Origin of the sequence: Falsiroseomonas sp. (assembly GCF_051860665.1) — a bacterium.
Classification (GTDB): Bacteria; Pseudomonadota; Alphaproteobacteria; order Acetobacterales; family Acetobacteraceae; genus Falsiroseomonas.
In genome coordinates this window covers 1-16,883 of the sequence record NZ_JBHYDM010000010.1, presented here as the reverse complement: position 1 = coordinate 16,883, position 16,883 = coordinate 1, and the positions used below count along the sequence as shown (strand labels likewise).

Here is a 16,883-nt window from a genome sequence, read left to right as displayed (position 1 = left end):
GAAGCTGAAGGCATGAGCGAGATGTTCGCGAACTACCGCCGCGTCACCATGCCGCTGTCGCGCGAGGATGCGCGCTCGCTCCGCGCCGGCGACATGGTGCTGCTGGATGGCGAGATCACCATCACCGCCGGCCTGCCGACGCATCACCGCATCCTGAAATGCATGGAGGACGGGATCGCGCCGCCGATCCCGCTGCAGGGCCAGTCCCTGCTGCATCTCGGCAGCTACAGCCAGGACACGGCCGATGGCGGGCTGGAGGTGCTGTACATGAACCCCACCACCAGCACCCGCTTCAACCCGCTGATGCCCCGCCTGATCCGCCACTTCGGCCTGACCGCGGTGGGCGGCAAGGGCGGGCTGGACGCGGCCTGCCGGGAGGCGATGGCCGAGGTCGGCTGCGTCTATTTCTCCTTCCTCGGCGGCGGCGCGCCGCTGCATTCCTCCGCCATCACCGCGGTGCGCGCGGTGGCCTGGAACGACCTGGTGGCGCATTACCGGCTGGTGCGGCTCGCTGTCAGCGGCCTCGGCCCCGTCACCGTCGGCATCGACGCCCATGGCAACAGCCTGTTCGAGACGCTGTCGCAGCAGGCCACGGACCGGATGCCCGCAATCCTGGCGCAGCTCGACCGCGACCGCGCGGGCTGATCAGCCCGCGCTGGTGATATTGGCCTGCCGCACCACCTCGCCCCACATGGCGCTGTCCGCCTGCAGCAGGGCGCCCAGCTCCTGCGGGGTCGAGGCCTGTGCGTCGCCGCCGGCCGTGGCCAGCCGCGCCCGTGTGGCGGGATCGGCCAAGGCCTGCTGCGTCGCCGCCGCCAGGCGGGCCAGCACCGCCTCCGGCGTCTGGCGCGGGGCGAAGACCGCGCCCCAGGTCCCGGCCTCGTAATCGGCAATGCCGGACTCCTGCATCGTCGGCACCTCCGGCAGCAGCGGGTGGCGCCGCGCGGCGCACAGCGCCAGCACGCGCAATTGCCCGGCGCGGATCAGCGGCACGCAGCTCGGCAGGCTGTCGAACATGGCATCGATCCGCCCGGCCAGCAGATCCGCCATGGCCGGCGCCGATCCGCGATAGGGCACATGCGCCAGCCGCACCCCGGCGCGCAGGTTGAACAGGGCACCGGCCAGGTGCAGCGTGCTGCCGGTGCCGCCGGAGCCCCAGTGCAGCTCCTCCCGCCGCGCCAGGGCGACGAATTCCGCCACATCGGCCGCCGGCAGGTCGGGCCGCACGACCAGCGCCTGCTCGATGCGGAAGGCCAGGCTGACCGGCGCCAGGTCGCGCAGCGGGTCGAAGGGCAGGCCGGGGTAGAGGAAGCGGTTCACCGCCACCGGACCGTTGGAGGAGAGCAGCAGCGAATAGCCATCCGCCGGTGAGCGCACCACATTCTCGATGCCGAAATTGCCGCCGGCGCCGCCGCGATTGTCCACCGTCATCGGCTGTCCGAGCAGCTCGCTCATCTTCGCCGCATAGATCCGCGCCACCACATCCGTGCCGCCGCCCGCCGCGAAGGGCACCACCAGGCGGATGGGGCGCGCGGGCCAGGCAGATTGCGCCAGCGCGGGCGCCGCCAGCGCCGCGGCACCCGCCACAAGAACCAGGCGGCGGCCTGAACGAAACCCTGCCATGTGCCTGCCCCTGTGCCGTTGAACCCAGGGTTGCACCGGATGACCCGGGCGTGAAGTCCGGATCAGGGAAGTTCCACCAGCGCGTGCGGCAGCCCACCACCGGCCAGCGTCTCTGCCCCCTCCTCCGTCACCAGCAGCATATCCTCCACGATGAAGCCGCCGAGCCCGTCCAGGTACCAGGGCAGCTCGAAGGCCATCACCATGCCGGGCTCCAGCACCACCTCGCTGTCCGCCGCCGTATAGGGAAACTCCTCGGACCAGATGGAGGCGCCGAGCCCATGGCCGAAATGGCCCCGCGCATAGCTGGGGAAACCCGCCCGATGCATCGCGCCGAGGCAGGCGGCGTGGATGTCGCGCAGCGCGGCGCCGGGGCGGAACAGCGCGCGGCCGATCTCGAAGGCGTGGCGCAGGGCCGCGTGGATTTCGCGCGCCGCCGGGGGCGGCGGGCCGCAGGCAAAAGTGCGGGCGAGGTCGGCCGAATAGCCGCCGACCACGGCGCCGACATCCACTTTCACCACGTCGCCGCGCGCGATGCCGCCCGGGCTGGACCAGGGGGAGGCGCCGAAGCCGACATACTCCCAGGCCGTCACCGCCGGCGTGCCCCGGCGCTGCGCCACCAGCCGGACCAGTTCAAGAAAGCGCTGGCCCAGTGCCTCGCGCGTCGTGCCCTGGCGGATTTCGGGCAGCAGGCTGAGCAGGGCGGTCTCCGTGATCAGCCCGGCCTCCCGCAGCAGGGCGATCTCGGCCGGGGATTTGTGGGCGCGCAGGCGCTCCACCAGTGGCGAGGCATCGGTCATGCTGGCCGGCGCGATGGCCGCCTCCAGCGCCGGCAGATCCGCCGCCGGCACCGCCGAGAGCTCCACCCCCAGCCGGGCGCTCGCAAAACCCTGGTCGGAGAGCAGGGCGCGCAGGGCGGCCAGGCCGGCGGCGCGGTCGAAGGTGGCGGGGCGTGCGAAGTGTGCGGCGCGCTGCGCGTTGGCGCGGGCCACCAGCGTGGCCGCGTCCTCCGCCGTGCCCAGGAAGGGGCGCAGGTCGGCGGTCTCCGGCCAGGTGACGTGGCGATGCAGCGGCGCGCAGCCCGCCGCCTCGGCCGCGCCGGCAAAAAGGTCGCTGACCACCGCGCCCACCGGCCGCGCCGGATCCGCCGGCACCACGGCGATCGCCGCCCCCAGCCGCCGCCAGTTCGCCGCGACGCCGGCCGGCGCGCCGGTGGCCCAGCCAAAGCTTTCGGGCGCGGCCAGCACCAGCGCATCCAACCCGGCCGCCTGCATCAGCCGCGCGGCGCGGGCCCTGTCGATATGTCCTGCCATGGTTGCAATGGGCGGCGCCGGATGGATGATTGTCAATCTCCTCCTCCGCCTCCTATCGTCCGCATAAATCCTGGCGGAGTGGCGGAGATGCGGAACTGGATCCTGGGTGCGATGGCCGCCCTGGTCGGCCTGGCCGGCGCGGCCGAGGCGCAGAACGTGGAATGGCGCTTCCACAACAGCTACGCGCCGACGCGGATCGAGAGCCAGCATGTGCGGGAGCTCGCCGCCGACCTGCGCACGCGCACGAATGGCCGCTTCACCCTCAACGTGTTCGAGGGCAATGCCATGAACCTGCGGGATGCCGACATGCTGCGCACCATGCAGGGCGCGACGCCGGAGATGAGCTTCATCTGGCCGCCCTTTCTGGGCCGCGACGATGCGGCCATGTCCTCCATCCTGGTCTTCGGCTTGATCCGCAATGCGGCGGAGCTGAACCGCGTGATGCCGGCGCTGCAGGAAAGCCTCAGCCAGGGCATCCGCCGCTGGAACATCGAGCCCGTCGGATACATGCAGCTCGGCCTGCTGGACGCCGCCATCTTCTGCCGCAGCCCCGTCCGCACGCTGGACGAACTGAAGCGCGTCAAACTGCGCGTCGGATCGCGGGAGCAGGTCGAGACCTTCCGGGCGCTGGGTGTCGCGGCGCAGATCGTGCCGCAGCAGGAGCTTTATGCGGCGATGCAGACCGGCGTGGTGGATTGCGCGCTCTATCCGCCGCGCATCGTCCACACCATCAGCCTGCAGGAGGTGGCAAAGCACGCCACCAGCACCGGCTTCGCCTTCCCGCCGACGCCCTATATCATCCTGGCCAACCAGGCGCGTTTTCGCGCGCTCTCGGCCGAGAACCGCAGCGCCTTGCAGGCGGCGGTCGGCGCGATGGAACAGCGCAGCGCGCGGTTCGAGCAGGATGCGGCGGATGACGAGGCATCCCGTGAACGCCTGCGCGGCCAGGGCGTGACCTTCCACCCGACATTCTCCGAGGCCGAGCAGCAGGCGATCCGCACCGCCGCCATGTCCACCTGGGACACGCTGATGCGCGAGGCCGGCGGCCAGGGCCCCGCCTGGCGCACGCGCATCCAATCCGCGCTCGGCGCCAACTGAGTTGCCAATGGGCCTGAAGCTGATCGACCGCGCGCTGCTGGCGATCTCCCGCGCGCTGCTCGCCCTTTCGGCGGCGGCCTGCGCGGGGATCCTGGGGCTCGTCGTGGCGGCGGTGGTGATGCGCTACGCCGTCGCCGCGCCCTTCTGGTTCACCGAGGAATTGGCGGGGCTGCTGCTGTCCGCGCTCGCCTTCCTGGCGCTGCCCTTCGCCATGGCGGGGAATGCGAATATCCGCGTGTCGCTGCTGACGGACAGGCTGCCGCCGCTCGGCCGGCGCATCGCCTGGGTGCTGGGCCAGCTCATCATGGTCGCCTTCTGCGCGATCTTTGCCTGGGAAAGCTACGGCCTGGCCGAATTCACCTGGCGGCTGTCGCTGCTGAGCGAACAGGCGCGGCTGCCGCTCGGCCCCTGGGTGGCGCTGGCGCCGGCCGGCCTCGCCTTCACGGCGCTGGTCGCGGCCTGGGCGGCCCTGCGGCCACCTCCGGCGGAAAAGGCTCAGCACCTGTGATCTGGACTTTTCTGCTCGGCATGGTGACAGCCACCGTGCTGTCCGGCGCGGTGCTCGGCGCGGCGCTGGGGCTGACAGGGTTTGCCATCCTGCATTTCTTCGCCGGCGGCTCCACGCGCATCGGCGTGCAGACGGTGTGGAACACGCTGAACGACTTCACGCTGACGGCGATCCCGCTGTTCATCCTGCTCGGCGAATTGCTGGTCGCCTCCGGCCTGGCGCGCGGCGTCTATCGCGCCATGGCGCCGTTCTTCGCGCGGCTGCCGGGCGGGCTGCTGCACACGAATATCGCGGTCTGCACGGTCTTCGGCGCGGTGTCCGGCAGTTCCATGTCCGTCGCCGCCGCGGTCGGGTCCGTCGCCTACCCGGAGCTGAAATCGCGCGGCTACGACAGGGCAGAGACGGTGGGCTCGCTGGCGGCCGGCGGCACGCTCGGCCTGCTGATCCCGCCCTCGCTCTCCCTGCTCATCTACGGCGCGCTGACCGATACCTCGATCGGTCGGCTGTTCCTGGCCGGCGTGCTGCCGGGGCTGATGATGGCGGCGCTGTTCATGGCCTGGATCCTGGTGGCCGCGCTGCGCAACCCCGCCATCGCGCCGGAGGAACGCCGCGTGGCCTTGGGGGAGGCGCTGCGGGGCCTGCCCGCCGTGCTGCCGCTGGTCGGGCTGATCGTCGCCGTCCTCGGCAGCCTCTTCGCCGGCCTCGCCACGCCGACCGAGGCCGCGGGGGTCGGCGTCGCGGCCGCACTGCTGCTCGGCGTCACCATCGGCGACCTCACCTGGCGCGGCTGCATCGACTCCCTGCTCGGCACCGTTCGTACCTTCGCCGTCATCGCCATGGTCTTCATCGGCGCGCTGGTGCTGGCCCAGGCGATCAGCCTTTTGGGCCTGCCACAGCAGCTGCTGGCGAGCGTGGCGGAATGGGGCCTCTCGCGCTGGGTGCTGCTGCTGGTGGTCGTCGCGGTCTATCTGCTGCTGGGCATGTTCTTCGACGGGCTGTCGATGATGATCATGACCCTGCCGCTGGTCTTTCCCCTGATGACCGGCGTGGGTTTTGACGCCGTGTGGCTCGGCGTGGTGGTCACGCTGATGATCGAGGTCGGCATGCTGACGCCGCCTGTCGGCATGAATCTTTTTGTTCTTGTCGGCATCACCGGCGGCGAGGTGAAGCTCGGCGAGGCGGCGCTGGCCGCGCTGCCTTATTGGATCGCGCTGCTGGTCGGCGTGGGTCTGCTCTGCCTGTTTCCGGGCATCGCCACCTGGCTTCCCTCCGTCGCGTTTGGCTGATCCTCACGCATTTCGCTGCGCGAGCCGAAGGCCCGCCACATGGCCCCAGGCCATATAGGGGCCGATGGTGGTGCCGGTGCCGACGCCGCGGGTGCCGAGCGGATTGGCGCTCGACGCGCCCGCCGCGAACAGCCCGGCGATCACGCTGCCATCCGGCCGCAGCACCTCCGCCTGGTCATTGGTGCGCGGGCCGCCCTTGGTGCCCAAAATGGACCGGTTGAAGGGCATCGCCAGGAACGGCCCTTTTTCCAATGCCTCCAGCCCGCCACGGCGGCGCTTGTCGCCACTGGCCGCGGCATCGGCGGCGGAAGGGCGGCCGAAATCGGCATCCTTCTGCGTGGCGCAGGCCGCGTTGTAGCGCGCGACCGTCGCCTCCAGCGCCGCCGGGTCCAGGCCGATCTTTTGCGCCAGCTCGGCGATGCTGTCGGCGCGGTGCAGCCAGCCCGTATCGTCCTTGGCGGCCCAGCGGGCCGGCGGCAGGCGATCCAGCAGCCGCGCATCGGCGATCACCCAGCAGGGCAGATGCACGGGCTGGCCGGCGGCATCGCGCGCATCCATCGCCTCGCCGATGTTGAAGACCAGCTCGTTCACGAAGCGAAGCGCGTGGCGGTTCACCAGGATCGCATTGGGCTCGGTGTGGAAGGGCACGGGGCGCGCCATCAGATGCCCCTCATGCCGCACCGGCACGGCCGGCGTCAGCGTCGCCTGGTCCATATGCGCCAGCGCCGCGCCGGCGGCCTCGGCCATGCGGTGGCCATCACCTTCATTGCCCGGCGGGCTGCCGAGATAGTCGACCTTCCCCGGAAAATGCGCCTCACGCAGCGCCGCATCCCACTCGAACCCGCCGGTCGCGATCACCACGCCGCGCCGTGCCGCGACGGTGCGCCGCCGGCCGCGCTGTTCCACCTCCACGCCCACCACCGCGCCCGTCTCGTCCTGAACCAGGGCAACCGCGCGGGCCGAGAGACAGAAGCGCACGCCCGCATCGAGGCAGCCGCGAACCAGCCCGGTGATCAGCGCCGTCCCCTTGCCGCGGCTGTTCACCAGCAGCCGCCAGGCCAGCCGCGGCCACAGTCTTGCCGCCGTGCGATAGGGGTGGTGATACAAGTCCGTCTCCACCGCCTCGTGATAGGTGAAGATCTCGGGGATGGTCGATCGCCGGATGCGGAAGGCAAAGCGCCCGGCCCGGAAACGGCTGAGCGGCAGCGGCGACAGCATGCGGCCGCGCGGCTTGGCGCCCGGCAGGGTCCGCAGCGGATCGCCCTCCGGCGTCAGCCGAAAGCGCAGCGGCGAATGCGCCTCGACGAAGCGCAGCATGGCGGGCGAGGCCGTGACCAGCCGCTGCCACAGCGCGTCCTCCGTCGCCGCCCACCCTTCCGGCGCGGCCGCGCGGATGTATTCGAGTGCCTCCTCCGGCGTATCCACAATGCCGGCTTCCGCCGCATGGTGGTTCGCGGGAATCCAGGTGCCGGCGCCGGACATGGCGCTGGTCCCGCCGAGCTTGTCGGTCTTCTCCACCACCAGCACGCGCAGCCCCGCCACCGCCGCGGTCAGCGCCGCCGTCAGCCCCGCGGCGCCGCTGCCCAGCACCACCGCATCATAGATGTCCTCCACGCCCTATTGCGCCTGGATGCCGCGCGCCCGCACCACCGCGCCCCAGCGCTGGTATTCCTGCGGGAACATCGCCGCGAACTCCGCACGATCCCGCGTGCCCGGGATGGCGCCAAACCCGACAATGCGCTCGCGCAGCGCGGGGCTCGCCACCGCATCGCGCACCAGCGGCACCAGGCGCTGCACGCCCGCCTCCGGCACCGAGCGCGGCGCAAACAGCGCCTGCCAGCCATCCGCCTCGATGCCCGGAAAACCCTGCTCGGCCAGGCTCGGCACATCCGGCAGCACTTCGAGCCGCGCAGCGCCCGCAATGGCCAGTGCGCGCAGCCGCCCCGCCTGGATCTGCGGCAGCACGGTGGGGAGGGTGAGGAAGGCCATCGGCACCGCGCCGCTCAGCAGGTCCGGCATCAGCACGCCCTCGCCGCGATAGACCACCGGCTCGATCCGCACGCCGGCGGCTTCGCCGAACAGCTCGGCGGTGAGGTGGGAGATGGTGCCATGACCGCTATTCGCAGCCGCCAGGGTGCCCTTGCGTGCCTCCGCCACCACATCCGCCACGCTGCGCACGGCCGAGGCCGCGGGCACCACCAGCACGAAGGGCGTGGAGGCCACCAGCCCGAGGGGCACGAAGTCGCGCACCACGTCATAGGCCAGCGGCTGCGGCTGCAGGTGCGGCACGATGGTCATGCTGACGCTGCCGAAGAGCAGCGTGTGCCCGTCATTCGCCTGCGCCGCCGCCTGGGTCCCCAAGATGCCGCCGGCGCCGGCGCGGTTCTCCACCACCACGGGCTGGCCGAGCTGCGGCGCGAAGATTTCGGCCAGCATGCGGGCCAGCGCATCGGCCGGGCCGCCGGCGGCGAAGGGCACGATGATGCGGACCGGCCGCGTCGGCCAGGTGCTCGCCTGAGCGAAGGCACCACCCGCCAGCAGCGCGCCGCCCGCCGTCAGCGCCAGCCGGCGCGTGATGAGCTTCTGGTCCGTCATATCCTGTTCCCTCCTCACGGCAGATGCGCACCGGCCTGGCGCAGCGCGTCCTGCAGGACGGCCACGTCGATCTCCGCAGGCGCCGCATTGCCCCTGGCCGCCATCGCGGCCGCGATTCCCGCCGCCTGGCCGATCGCCATGACGATCGGCATCACCCGGATCGCCGCATGCGCCTTGTGGCTGGCCGAGATGCCGCGCCCGGCCACCAGCACATTGTCAAAACCGCGCGGCAGCAGCGCGCGCAGCGGAATCGCATAGGCGTGGTCGGCCCCAAAACCTTCGAAGTGCAGGCCGGCGCCCTTGGCCGGGTGGATATCCATGGGATAGGCGCCCCAGGCGATGCGGTCGCCAAAAGCATGGCCTTCGCGCAGCTCTGCCTCCTCCAGCACATGCAGGCCGTGGATGCGGCGGCTTTCGCGCACGCCGACCTGTGGCGCGAAGGCCTGGATGCGCCCCGCCGCGCAGCCCGGCACCAGGTCCCGCAGGAAGCCGGCGGCGGCGAGCGACTGGCGCCGCCCCTCCACCTCGGCGGCGGAGAGTGCCAGCGGGTCCGTCGCATCGACGGCGAGGCGGCCGATGTTGAACCAGGCATCCGCCGTGCCCTCGATCCGGCTGGCATGCAGCGCGGCGCGCGCAAGTCGCCCCTCCGCCACGCCCTGCTGCGCCAGGGCGGCCAGGGTTTCGGGCGGAATGGCGTCGAAGGTCGGCAGGTCGATCGGGCCGAAGCGGAACATGGCGGTGGCCGGCTGCATCACCTGGCCCGGCTGCAGCGCGAGAAAATCGGCGCCAGCACGCGCCAGCAGGTCGAGGTCGCCGCTTGCATCGATGACCAGGCGCGGCGTCACCCGGCACACCCCCGCCTTGGTCAGCAGATCGACCGAGGCGATGGCGCGGCCTTGGCGTTCCGCGCCCAGAATGGCGGTGTGGAACAGCAGCCGCACGCCGGCTTCCGCCGCCATGGCGTCCAGCACCGGCTTCAGCAGTTCCGGGTCGTAGCAGACGCGGTCCATGCGGTGGCCGGTGGACATGGTGAAGTGGGAATGGCCGTCGCTGGCGCCGAGCGCCTGCAACCGCACCACCACCTCCTCCGCCAGTCCTGCCACCACGCGGCGCCCGGCCGCGGTCTCCCAGCCGACGAACTGGCCGACGGCCGCCGCGGTGGCGGCGCCGCCCAGGAAGCCGAAGCGCTCCACCAGCAGCACATCGGCGCCGGCACGTGCGGCGGCAATGGCCGCGAGGGTGCCGGCCATGCCGCCGCCGGCCACGAGGATATCCGCTGAAAGCTCCATGCGGCGGCTTCTACGCCGCTTGCCGCGCGGCGTCAGGGGTGGGGCGGCGGGTTAAATCCGTCGCGCTGCGTGGACCGCCGCGGCGGAGCCGCTGCCCACCAGCCAGGCCCAGCCGCGCAGCAAGGCGCCGGGCGGGGCGTCGGCGGCTTCCCGCGCCTCGTCCCGGTGCTCCACCTCCTCCTCCTGGCAATGCGCCAGCAGGGCGCGGATCTCGGGCAAAATGCGCTCCGCATCCAGCCGGTCGATCTGCGCCTGGTAGTGGTGATCGACGAAGGTCTCGACGGCATCGATGGTCGCATAGATGGCGCGGTTGCCGGCCAAGGCCGGCAGCGCCCCGGTCAGCCAGCCCGCCACGCGCCAGATCGGCAGCAGTCGGCTGCGCTGGCCGGGCGGCAGCAGCCCCTCCAGCAGGTCGAGATGCCCCTGTTCGGTGGCGCCGTGTCGCTGCGCGAAGTCCCGGATGGCGGGGTCGCGGGCAAAGGCCAGGATGCCGCGATAGATCATCACGGCGCCGGTCTCCCCGGCGTGGTCGGAGCGCAACTCGCCGATCAGCCAGGCAGGCAGGTCGGCGACAGGCGGGGGGCGGAGATGGGTCATGGCGGCCCGGAGATGGTCCGGGTCGCCGCAAGGGCAAGCCTGGCCAGGGTGGGGATAGGCCGGGCAGGCCGCCCCCCTCGCCTTCGCGGCCGCGATCTTTGGCGCTTCCAGCTCCAGCTAAGCGTTATCACGCTTACGTGATAATCAATCACGTTAACTTGTTTGATTTCGCACTAGTCAACTTCACGAATGCAATTGTCACGTTAACGCACGCGCCTGACCACAGTCATCGTCTCCGGCATCCCTGTTCTTGAGACGGCCTTTCGTTGGCCTCGCGTTTAAGTCGGACTTTTCCGCGATCCATTTCTCTCGTAGCGTCGGAATCGTAACCGCATTGATGCCAATTGCGTTTCCGGGGACTGCAGGGGTGAAACGAATCACAGGGGTGGGGCGCGTTAAAGGTCGACGTGGATATCTGCTTGCCAGCGTTGCGGTGGTCGCACCTTTCATCTCCTTTTCAGCCCCGGCGCAGGATGCCAGCTGGATCGCCGGCACCCCGGCCGATTTCGGCACGGCGGCGCGATGGTCGCCTGCCGCGGTGCCGACCGGCGTCGCCACCTTCGGCGGGGCTGGCGGCAGCGTCACCAATGTCGACCTGGGCGGTGGGCTGCAGGCCATCGTCTTCTCGGCCGGCGCCTCCACCTACCTGCTGCTGGATGCGCGCGGCACCATTGCCGGCGCGGGCATCGCGAACCTGGGCACGGCGGCCCATCAGGTCTCGGTCGCCGATGGCCAGACGCTCGCCTTCACCAATGCGGCCGCCGTGGGCGCCGTGCGCCTCTCGGCCGGCAATGCCTCCGCGATCAGCTTCGCCGATACTGCCAATGCGGCGGGCGCGACCATCGCCCTGGGCACCAGCGGAACGCTCAGCGCCGCCGGCCTGACCAGCGGCGCGCTGGAGGTCGGGACCCTGCTCGGCGCCGCCGGCAGCACCGTCGCCATGGGGACGAATACGCTGCGCGTGGGCGCCGGAAGCTCCGAATTCGGCGGCCAGATCACGGGCGCGGGCGGGCTTTCCCTGGCCGCGGGCGGCAGCCTGCTGCTCTCCGCGGCGCAGGCTTTCACCGGCGGGGTGGAGATCCTGGGCGGGCGCGTCACCATCACCGATCTCGGCGCGCTGGGTGCGGATGAGACGATCTTCTCCGGCGCAACGGCTGGCACCCTGCGGGTGGATGCCACCGGCTCGCTCGCGACGCCGGTCACCTGGAATGCCGGCGCCAATGGCATCCTGGCGGCGGCCAGCGGCCGCACCGTCACGCTGACCGGCCAGCTGAATGCGGATGCGAACAGCCAGGTGCGGCTGGGCAGCGCCACGGATGCCGGCACGCTGGTGATGGCCAGCGGCGTCTATGGCTTCGCGCCGACCTTCACCCTGGCGGTCGAGGGCGGCACGGTGCGCGACGGCGGGGCCTTCTCCGACGTCACCGCCCGCGCGGCGACGACCACGGTGGCCGCCGGCGCGACGCTCGACTTCAACGACCAGACCTTTGGTGCCGTGACCCAGATCCGGGACCTGCGCGGCGCGGGGGTGGTGAATACCGGCAGCCTGGGCACCACGGTGCTGCGGATCGGCCAGGGCGACTTCGCGGGGGCCATCACGGGCGCGGGCGCGCTGCGCATCGGCGATGTCGGCACCACCACCAACGGAACCCTCGTGCTGACCGGCCTCAGCAGCTATGCCGGCGGCACCATCATCGATGCCGGGCATGTGCTGCAGCTCGGCAATGGCGGCACCGGCGGCGCCATCGGCGCGGGCCCCATCGCCAATGACGGGACGCTGGTCGCCAATCGGGCGGACAGGCTGACCCTGGCCAATGTCATCAGCGGCAGCGGCGGCGTGACGCAGGCCGGCTCCGGCACGCTCGTGCTGACGGGCGTGAATGGCTACACCGGCGCGACGCGCGTGGATGCCGGCACCATGCTGGTCGAGGGGTCCATCGCCAGCTCCTCCGGCGTCACGGTCGGCGCCGGGGCGCTGCTGGGCGGCGGCGGGTCGCTGCCGGGGGTCACGGTGGCTTCCGGCGGCAGCCTGGCGCCCGGCAATTCCATCGGCACCCTCACCATCAACGGCAACCTGGTGCTCGCCTCCGGCGGCGTGCTGGTGATGGAGGTGGCCGGCGCCACGGCGGATCGTATCAACGTCACCGGCACTGCGGCCCTTGCGGGCGGGCTGCGCCTGGTGGCGGCCGGCGGCAGCTACAGTTTCAACACCCCCTATACGCTGCTGACGGCGTCGAGCGTGACGGGCGCGCTGTCCGGCGTCTCGACCACCGGCAGCTTCGGCACGGGCGTGACCGCGGATGTCGCCCAGACCGGCACGGAGCTGCTGCTGACCCTGTCGCCGGCCGTGCTGGTGGCGACACCGACGCTCGGCAGCTTCGCGGCCCACAACCTGCACGTCACGGCCGCGGCGCTGGATGCCGCGGCCGCGTCCGGTCGCGACATGTCCGACTTCTTCAACGTCTACAACCAGCCCGCGGCGACGCTCGGCACCGCGGTGAACCAGCTCTCCGGCGAGGTTGCCACGGCGGGGGCGGAGATCGGCTTTTCCGGCGCCGACCGCTTCCTGGCCGCCATGCTCGACCCCTTCAGCTATGGGCGGGAGACGCTGCTGGGCGGCCGGCTGCGCGGCGGCACGGAGGAAGGCCCCCGCATCTCCGTCTGGGGCAGCGCCATGGGCGAGGCGCGGCGCACGGCGGGCGACGCCGGCGATGGTTCCGCCACGCGCAATACGCGCCTCGCGGGCTTCGCGCTGGGGCTCGACATGCGGGTGGGCGCGCAAGGGGTCGCGGGCGCCGCGATCTCGGTCGGCGAGGGCCGGGCCGGGCTCTCCGGCGGGCTCGGCGTCGCGCGCGGGGACCTGGTTCAGGCGGGGCTGCATGGCGGGTTGCGGCTCGGCAGCGTCACGCTCTCCGCCGCCGTCGCCGCCGGCTGGCTGGACCTGGAGACGGAGCGGACGCTGGATTTCCTGGGCCCCACCAGGCTGCGGGGCGATTCCAGCGCCCGGGTCTGGTCGATGCGGACGGAAGCGGCGCAGGACGGCCTGGCCCTCGGCACCCTTCGCCTGCAGCCGGTCGCGGCGCTGCAATGGCAGCGCGTGGACTCCGATGGCTACCGCGAGCATGCCTCGGATGGCAGCGCCACGGCCTTCGGCAGCCAGGTGGCAGCCGCGGAGGCCACGACCTTCCGGACCGAGCTCGGCGCGCAGCTGCAGGGCCGCGCGATGCTGGGCGACCATCCGGTCGGCGCCTTCCTGCGACTGTCCTGGGCGCATTACCTGGAACGGGACGTGGCGCGCGATGTCGCGATTGCGGCCTTCCCGGACCAGAGCTTCACGGTACGCGGCGCCAGGCGGGATCGCGATGCGGCCCTGCTCGGCGCCGGTTTCGAGACCCGCATCGGGCCGGGCCTGACGCTGGGCGCGCGGCTGGATACGGAAACCTCCTCCAATGTCCGCGATGTCAGCGGCATGGCGCGGGTTCGCTACGCCTTCTGATTGGCCGGCAGGGTCGCGGCTCCCGCCTCGGCCCTTTCGGCGCCTGTCTCCCTTTCAAGGCCGCGGCTTCTGCCGCGTCCGGCACGGCCGGGGCTTCACCCCGTCCATGTCCCGTCCCTGAGGTCACGTCACCATGACCATCATCAACCGCAATCGCCAGGCCGATACCCTGGCCGGGGCGAGCACGGCGGACAGCCTGCTCGGCGCCGAGGGCGAGGATGTGCTGCGCGGCAGGTCCCGGGCGGATGCGGCGAGGATCGGGCAGGAGAACGACGCGGCCCGCTACGCCGCCCTGGCCGCCGGCACCATGGTGACACTGCCTGAGGGCGGCGAGGCCACGGAGGCAGCGGGCGACCGCTTCATCGCCATCGCGGATGGCATGGACGGCAGCGGGGCCGAGGCTTCGGGCGATGCCGGCACGGCCAGCCTGCCGGCGGGCAGCGCGGATCCGCAGTTCGCCAGCCTGGACGCCGGCACGCCGCAGCGCGAGGCCGTGGCGGACCAGGCCGAGGGCAGCTTCGGCCATGGTCGCGAAGGGAGGGCCGCGCCTTCGGCCGAACCGGCGCAGGTGACGGGAAACGGACCGGGCGGCGAGACAGCCACGGGGAGCGCCACGATCCCGGGCGGAGGGGTCGCCAATCCGCTGGAGCTCGGCGAAATCGCCGAACCGCCGCGCGGCGGCGGCGCGGCGGAGGATCCCGAGGGCGCCAGCGGGGCCTTCGTGGTGGCGACCAGCAGGACCGCGAGCGCGGCGGGCGCGGAGCTGGGGCGTGAGGCGAGCGGTGACACGCCGCCGCAGATCGGCGCCATCCTTGGCGGATTGATCGCCGAACGGCTGCAGGGCGGCGGCAACGCGGCGGCGGGCACGCCGGATGATGGCGGCTTCGTCTCCGGCAGGGACAGCAGCCAGACGGCGGCGCCTGCGGCCGGAATGGCCGCGGGCGCGGATACGCCGACGCGGATCGGTACACTCCTTGGCGAATTGATCGCCGGTCCGCAGCCGGGCCGCAGTGAGATCTTGCTCTCGACCCTGCGTGCAGAGGCGGTCGACGACGGCACGGCGCCGATCGGCGGCGGGTCCAGTGGCGGCATTTCCACGGGAACGATCACAGAAGACAGCGTCGATGTGATCGGCGGCGCGCTGCCGCCGGGTGCCGCCGGGCCGGGCGGCGCAGGCTACCTCATGCCAGCTTCCCTCGATGGCGTGTACGGCAGCTTCACCTTCGATCCCTCGACCGGCGCCTGGACCTATCGCCTCGACAATACCAGGGCGGCGACGCAGGAACTGCCGGCCGGGCAGCTGGCACAGGATGTGCTGCCGGTGACGACGGCGGATGGCGGCACCACCCTGTCCATCACCATCGCCGTCACGGGCGCGAACGACGCTGCGCGCATCGCGACCCTGGCCGTCGGCACGGTGCGGGAGGGGAGTTCGCTGACCCTCACGGGCGACGCGAACGTCGCCGACATCGATCGCGCAGAGGCCGCCTTCCGGATGCCGGATTCGCTGGCCGGCACCTACGGCAACTTCACCTTCGATGCGGCGACCGGCGTCTGGACCTATGCCCTCGACAACAGCCTGGGCGCGACGCGGGCGCTGTCCAACGGCGTGACGGTGTTCGATACGCTGCGGCTGGTTTCGGTGGATGGCTCGGCGGAGCAGATCCTGGTGGTCACCGTGCGCGGCACGGGCTCGGCCGCACGCGTCACCGGCAGCGCAACGGGGAGTGTCGTGGAGGATGGGAGCGCGACGGTCACCGGAGACCTCGAGATCATACCGGCGGATTCAGGGGAGAGCCGGTTCGCCGTACCGGAGTCGCTGGCCGGGACCTATGGGACCTTTGTGTTCGATACCACGACGGGGGCCTGGAGCTACGCGCTCGACAATACGCGAGCCGCGACGCAGGCACTGACCGATGGCGAGACGGCCACCGAGACCCTGACGGTCCGGACGGAGTTCGGCACGGGCGGCCAGGCGATCACTGTCACGGTGACGGGTGCCAATGACGCGGCCGGCCTCGGCGGTTCCGTCTCTGGGACGCTGACTGAGGATAGCAGCGATACGATCTCGGGCGACCTCGACATCGCCGATGTCGACGCTGGCGAGGCGGTATTCCGCACGCCGGCGTCGCTCGCCGGCACCTACGGCACCTTTGCGTTCAATGCGACCACTGGCGCCTGGAGCTACGCGCTCGACAATACGCGTCCGGCGACCCAGGCCCTGACTGACGGCCAGATCGTCACCGATAGCCTCACCGTCACCTCCGCCGACGGCTCCGCCAGCCAGGCCATCACCGTCACGGTGACCGGCGCCAATGACGCCGCCAGCATCAGCGGCTCGGCCTCCGGCACCCTGACCGAGGGCAGCACCGATACGATCTCCGGCGACCTCGACATCGCCGATGTCGACGCTGGCGAGGCGGTGTTCCGTACGCCCGCGTCGCTCGCCGGCACCTACGGCAACTTTGCGTTCGACGCGGCCACCGGCGCCTGGAGCTACGCCCTCGACAATACGCGCCCGGCGACCCAGGCGCTGACCGACGGCCAGATCGTCACCGACAGCCTGACGGTCACCTCCGCCGACGGCACCGCCAGCCAGGCCATCACCGTCTCGGTGACCGGCGCCAACGACGCCGCCAGCATCAGCGGCTCGGCCTCCGGCGCGATCACCGAGGGCAGTGGCACCAGTGTCACGGGCGACCTCGACGTCGCCGATGTCGACGCCGGCGAGGCGGTATTCCGCACGCCCGCGTCGCTCGCCGGCACCTATGGCACCTTTGCGTTCGACGCGGCCACCGGCGCCTGGAGCTACGCGCTCGACAACACGCGCCCGGCAACCCAGGCGCTGACCGATGGCCAGATCGTTACCGACAGCCTCACCGTCACCTCCGCCGACGGCACCGCCAGCCAGGCCATCACCGTCACGGTGACCGGCGCCAACGACGCCGCCAGCATCAGCGGCTCGGCCTCCGGCGCGATCACCGAGGGCAGTGGCACCAGTGTCACGGGCGACCTCGACGTCGCCGATGTCGACGCCGGCGAGGCGGTATTCCGCACGCCCGCGTCGCTCGCCGGCACCTA

General features: G+C 71.8%; 12 protein-coding genes. 6 read left to right on the top strand and 6 right to left on the bottom strand.

What is annotated here, in order from left to right; translation table 11 throughout:
* Nucleotides 1-12: 12 nt before the first annotated feature.
* Nucleotides 13-645, top strand: a complete 633-nt coding sequence (locus tag ACTIF1_RS12440; RefSeq protein ID WP_439596744.1) for a fumarate hydratase C-terminal domain-containing protein — start codon at nucleotides 13-15, stop codon at nucleotides 643-645.
* On the opposite strand, the gene ACTIF1_RS12435 is transcribed toward ACTIF1_RS12440, so the two are convergent.
* Both ACTIF1_RS12435 and ACTIF1_RS12430 read right to left on the bottom strand, forming a co-directional pair.
* Entirely contained in the window at nucleotides 646-1,623 is a 978-nt protein-coding gene (locus ACTIF1_RS12435; RefSeq protein ID WP_439596743.1) for a Bug family tripartite tricarboxylate transporter substrate binding protein, read from the bottom strand.
* Between the two features lie 62 nt (nucleotides 1,624-1,685).
* On the bottom strand, nucleotides 1,686-2,933 hold the full coding sequence (locus tag ACTIF1_RS12430; protein WP_439596742.1) for a M24 family metallopeptidase: 1,248 nt from the start codon (nucleotides 2,931-2,933) through the stop codon (nucleotides 1,686-1,688).
* An 87-nt stretch (nucleotides 2,934-3,020) separates the two neighbouring features.
* Between ACTIF1_RS12430 and ACTIF1_RS12425 the strand changes: the two genes are divergently transcribed.
* Genes ACTIF1_RS12425 through ACTIF1_RS12415 form a run of 3 tightly spaced genes read left to right on the top strand, consistent with a single transcriptional unit; the run spans nucleotide 3,021 to nucleotide 5,825 of the window.
* Nucleotides 3,021-4,031, top strand: a complete 1,011-nt coding sequence (locus ACTIF1_RS12425) for a TRAP transporter substrate-binding protein (RefSeq protein WP_439596741.1) — start codon at nucleotides 3,021-3,023, stop codon at nucleotides 4,029-4,031.
* Between the two features lie 7 nt (nucleotides 4,032-4,038).
* Complete coding sequence (locus tag ACTIF1_RS12420) at nucleotides 4,039-4,539, top strand: TRAP transporter small permease (RefSeq protein ID WP_439596740.1); 501 nt, start codon at nucleotides 4,039-4,041, stop codon at nucleotides 4,537-4,539.
* A complete protein-coding gene (locus ACTIF1_RS12415; protein WP_439596739.1) occupies nucleotides 4,536-5,825 on the top strand; it encodes a TRAP transporter large permease in 1,290 nt (429 codons plus the stop codon). The genes ACTIF1_RS12420 and ACTIF1_RS12415 overlap by 4 nt, the downstream gene beginning before the upstream one ends.
* 3 nt (nucleotides 5,826-5,828) lie before the next feature.
* Here ACTIF1_RS12415 and ACTIF1_RS12410 read toward each other — a convergent pair whose 3' ends face one another.
* From ACTIF1_RS12410 to ACTIF1_RS12395, 4 genes are read right to left on the bottom strand one after another with little or no spacing between them, the layout of a single operon-like run.
* Complete coding sequence (locus tag ACTIF1_RS12410) at nucleotides 5,829-7,439, bottom strand: FAD-dependent oxidoreductase (protein WP_439596738.1); 1,611 nt, start codon at nucleotides 7,437-7,439, stop codon at nucleotides 5,829-5,831.
* A 3-nt stretch (nucleotides 7,440-7,442) separates the two neighbouring features.
* The gene (locus tag ACTIF1_RS12405) at nucleotides 7,443-8,420 is read right to left on the bottom strand and encodes a Bug family tripartite tricarboxylate transporter substrate binding protein (protein WP_439596737.1); all 978 of its coding nucleotides are present in this window, start codon (nucleotides 8,418-8,420) and stop codon (nucleotides 7,443-7,445) included.
* 14 nt (nucleotides 8,421-8,434) lie between these two features.
* Nucleotides 8,435-9,709 carry an FAD-dependent oxidoreductase gene (locus tag ACTIF1_RS12400; protein WP_439596736.1) on the bottom strand — a complete coding sequence of 425 codons (1,275 nt, stop codon included), beginning with the start codon at nucleotides 9,707-9,709 and terminating at the stop codon, nucleotides 8,435-8,437.
* Nucleotides 9,710-9,760: 51 nt separating this feature from the next.
* Entirely contained in the window at nucleotides 9,761-10,306 is a 546-nt protein-coding gene (locus tag ACTIF1_RS12395; protein ID WP_439596735.1) for a demethoxyubiquinone hydroxylase family protein, read from the bottom strand.
* 433 nt (nucleotides 10,307-10,739) lie between these two features.
* Between ACTIF1_RS12395 and ACTIF1_RS12390 the strand changes: the two genes are divergently transcribed.
* Nucleotides 10,740-13,802, top strand: coding sequence for an autotransporter outer membrane beta-barrel domain-containing protein (locus ACTIF1_RS12390; RefSeq protein ID WP_439596734.1), 3,063 nt, complete (start codon nucleotides 10,740-10,742; stop codon nucleotides 13,800-13,802).
* A gap of 133 nt (nucleotides 13,803-13,935) precedes the next feature.
* Nucleotides 13,936-16,883, top strand: a 2,948-nt coding sequence (locus ACTIF1_RS12385) for a VCBS domain-containing protein (RefSeq protein WP_439596733.1), incomplete at its 3' end; no start/stop codon positions are given.

Excerpts from the sequence above, each read along its gene's own strand:
- ACTIF1_RS12440 (WP_439596744.1), top strand. The coding sequence starts at position 13 with ATGAGCGAGATGTTCGCGAACTACCGCCGCGTCACCATGCCGCTGTCG.
- ACTIF1_RS12425 (WP_439596741.1), top strand. The coding sequence starts at position 3,021 with ATGCGGAACTGGATCCTGGGTGCGATGGCCGCCCTGGTCGGCCTGGCC.
- ACTIF1_RS12435 (WP_439596743.1), bottom strand. The coding sequence starts at position 1,623 with ATGGCAGGGTTTCGTTCAGGCCGCCGCCTGGTTCTTGTGGCGGGTGCC.
- ACTIF1_RS12395 (WP_439596735.1), bottom strand. The coding sequence starts at position 10,306 with ATGACCCATCTCCGCCCCCCGCCTGTCGCCGACCTGCCTGCCTGGCTG.
- ACTIF1_RS12405 (WP_439596737.1), bottom strand. The coding sequence starts at position 8,420 with ATGACGGACCAGAAGCTCATCACGCGCCGGCTGGCGCTGACGGCGGGC.
- ACTIF1_RS12400 (WP_439596736.1), bottom strand. The coding sequence starts at position 9,709 with ATGGAGCTTTCAGCGGATATCCTCGTGGCCGGCGGCGGCATGGCCGGC.
- ACTIF1_RS12430 (WP_439596742.1), bottom strand. The coding sequence starts at position 2,933 with ATGGCAGGACATATCGACAGGGCCCGCGCCGCGCGGCTGATGCAGGCG.
- ACTIF1_RS12420 (WP_439596740.1), top strand. The coding sequence starts at position 4,039 with ATGGGCCTGAAGCTGATCGACCGCGCGCTGCTGGCGATCTCCCGCGCG.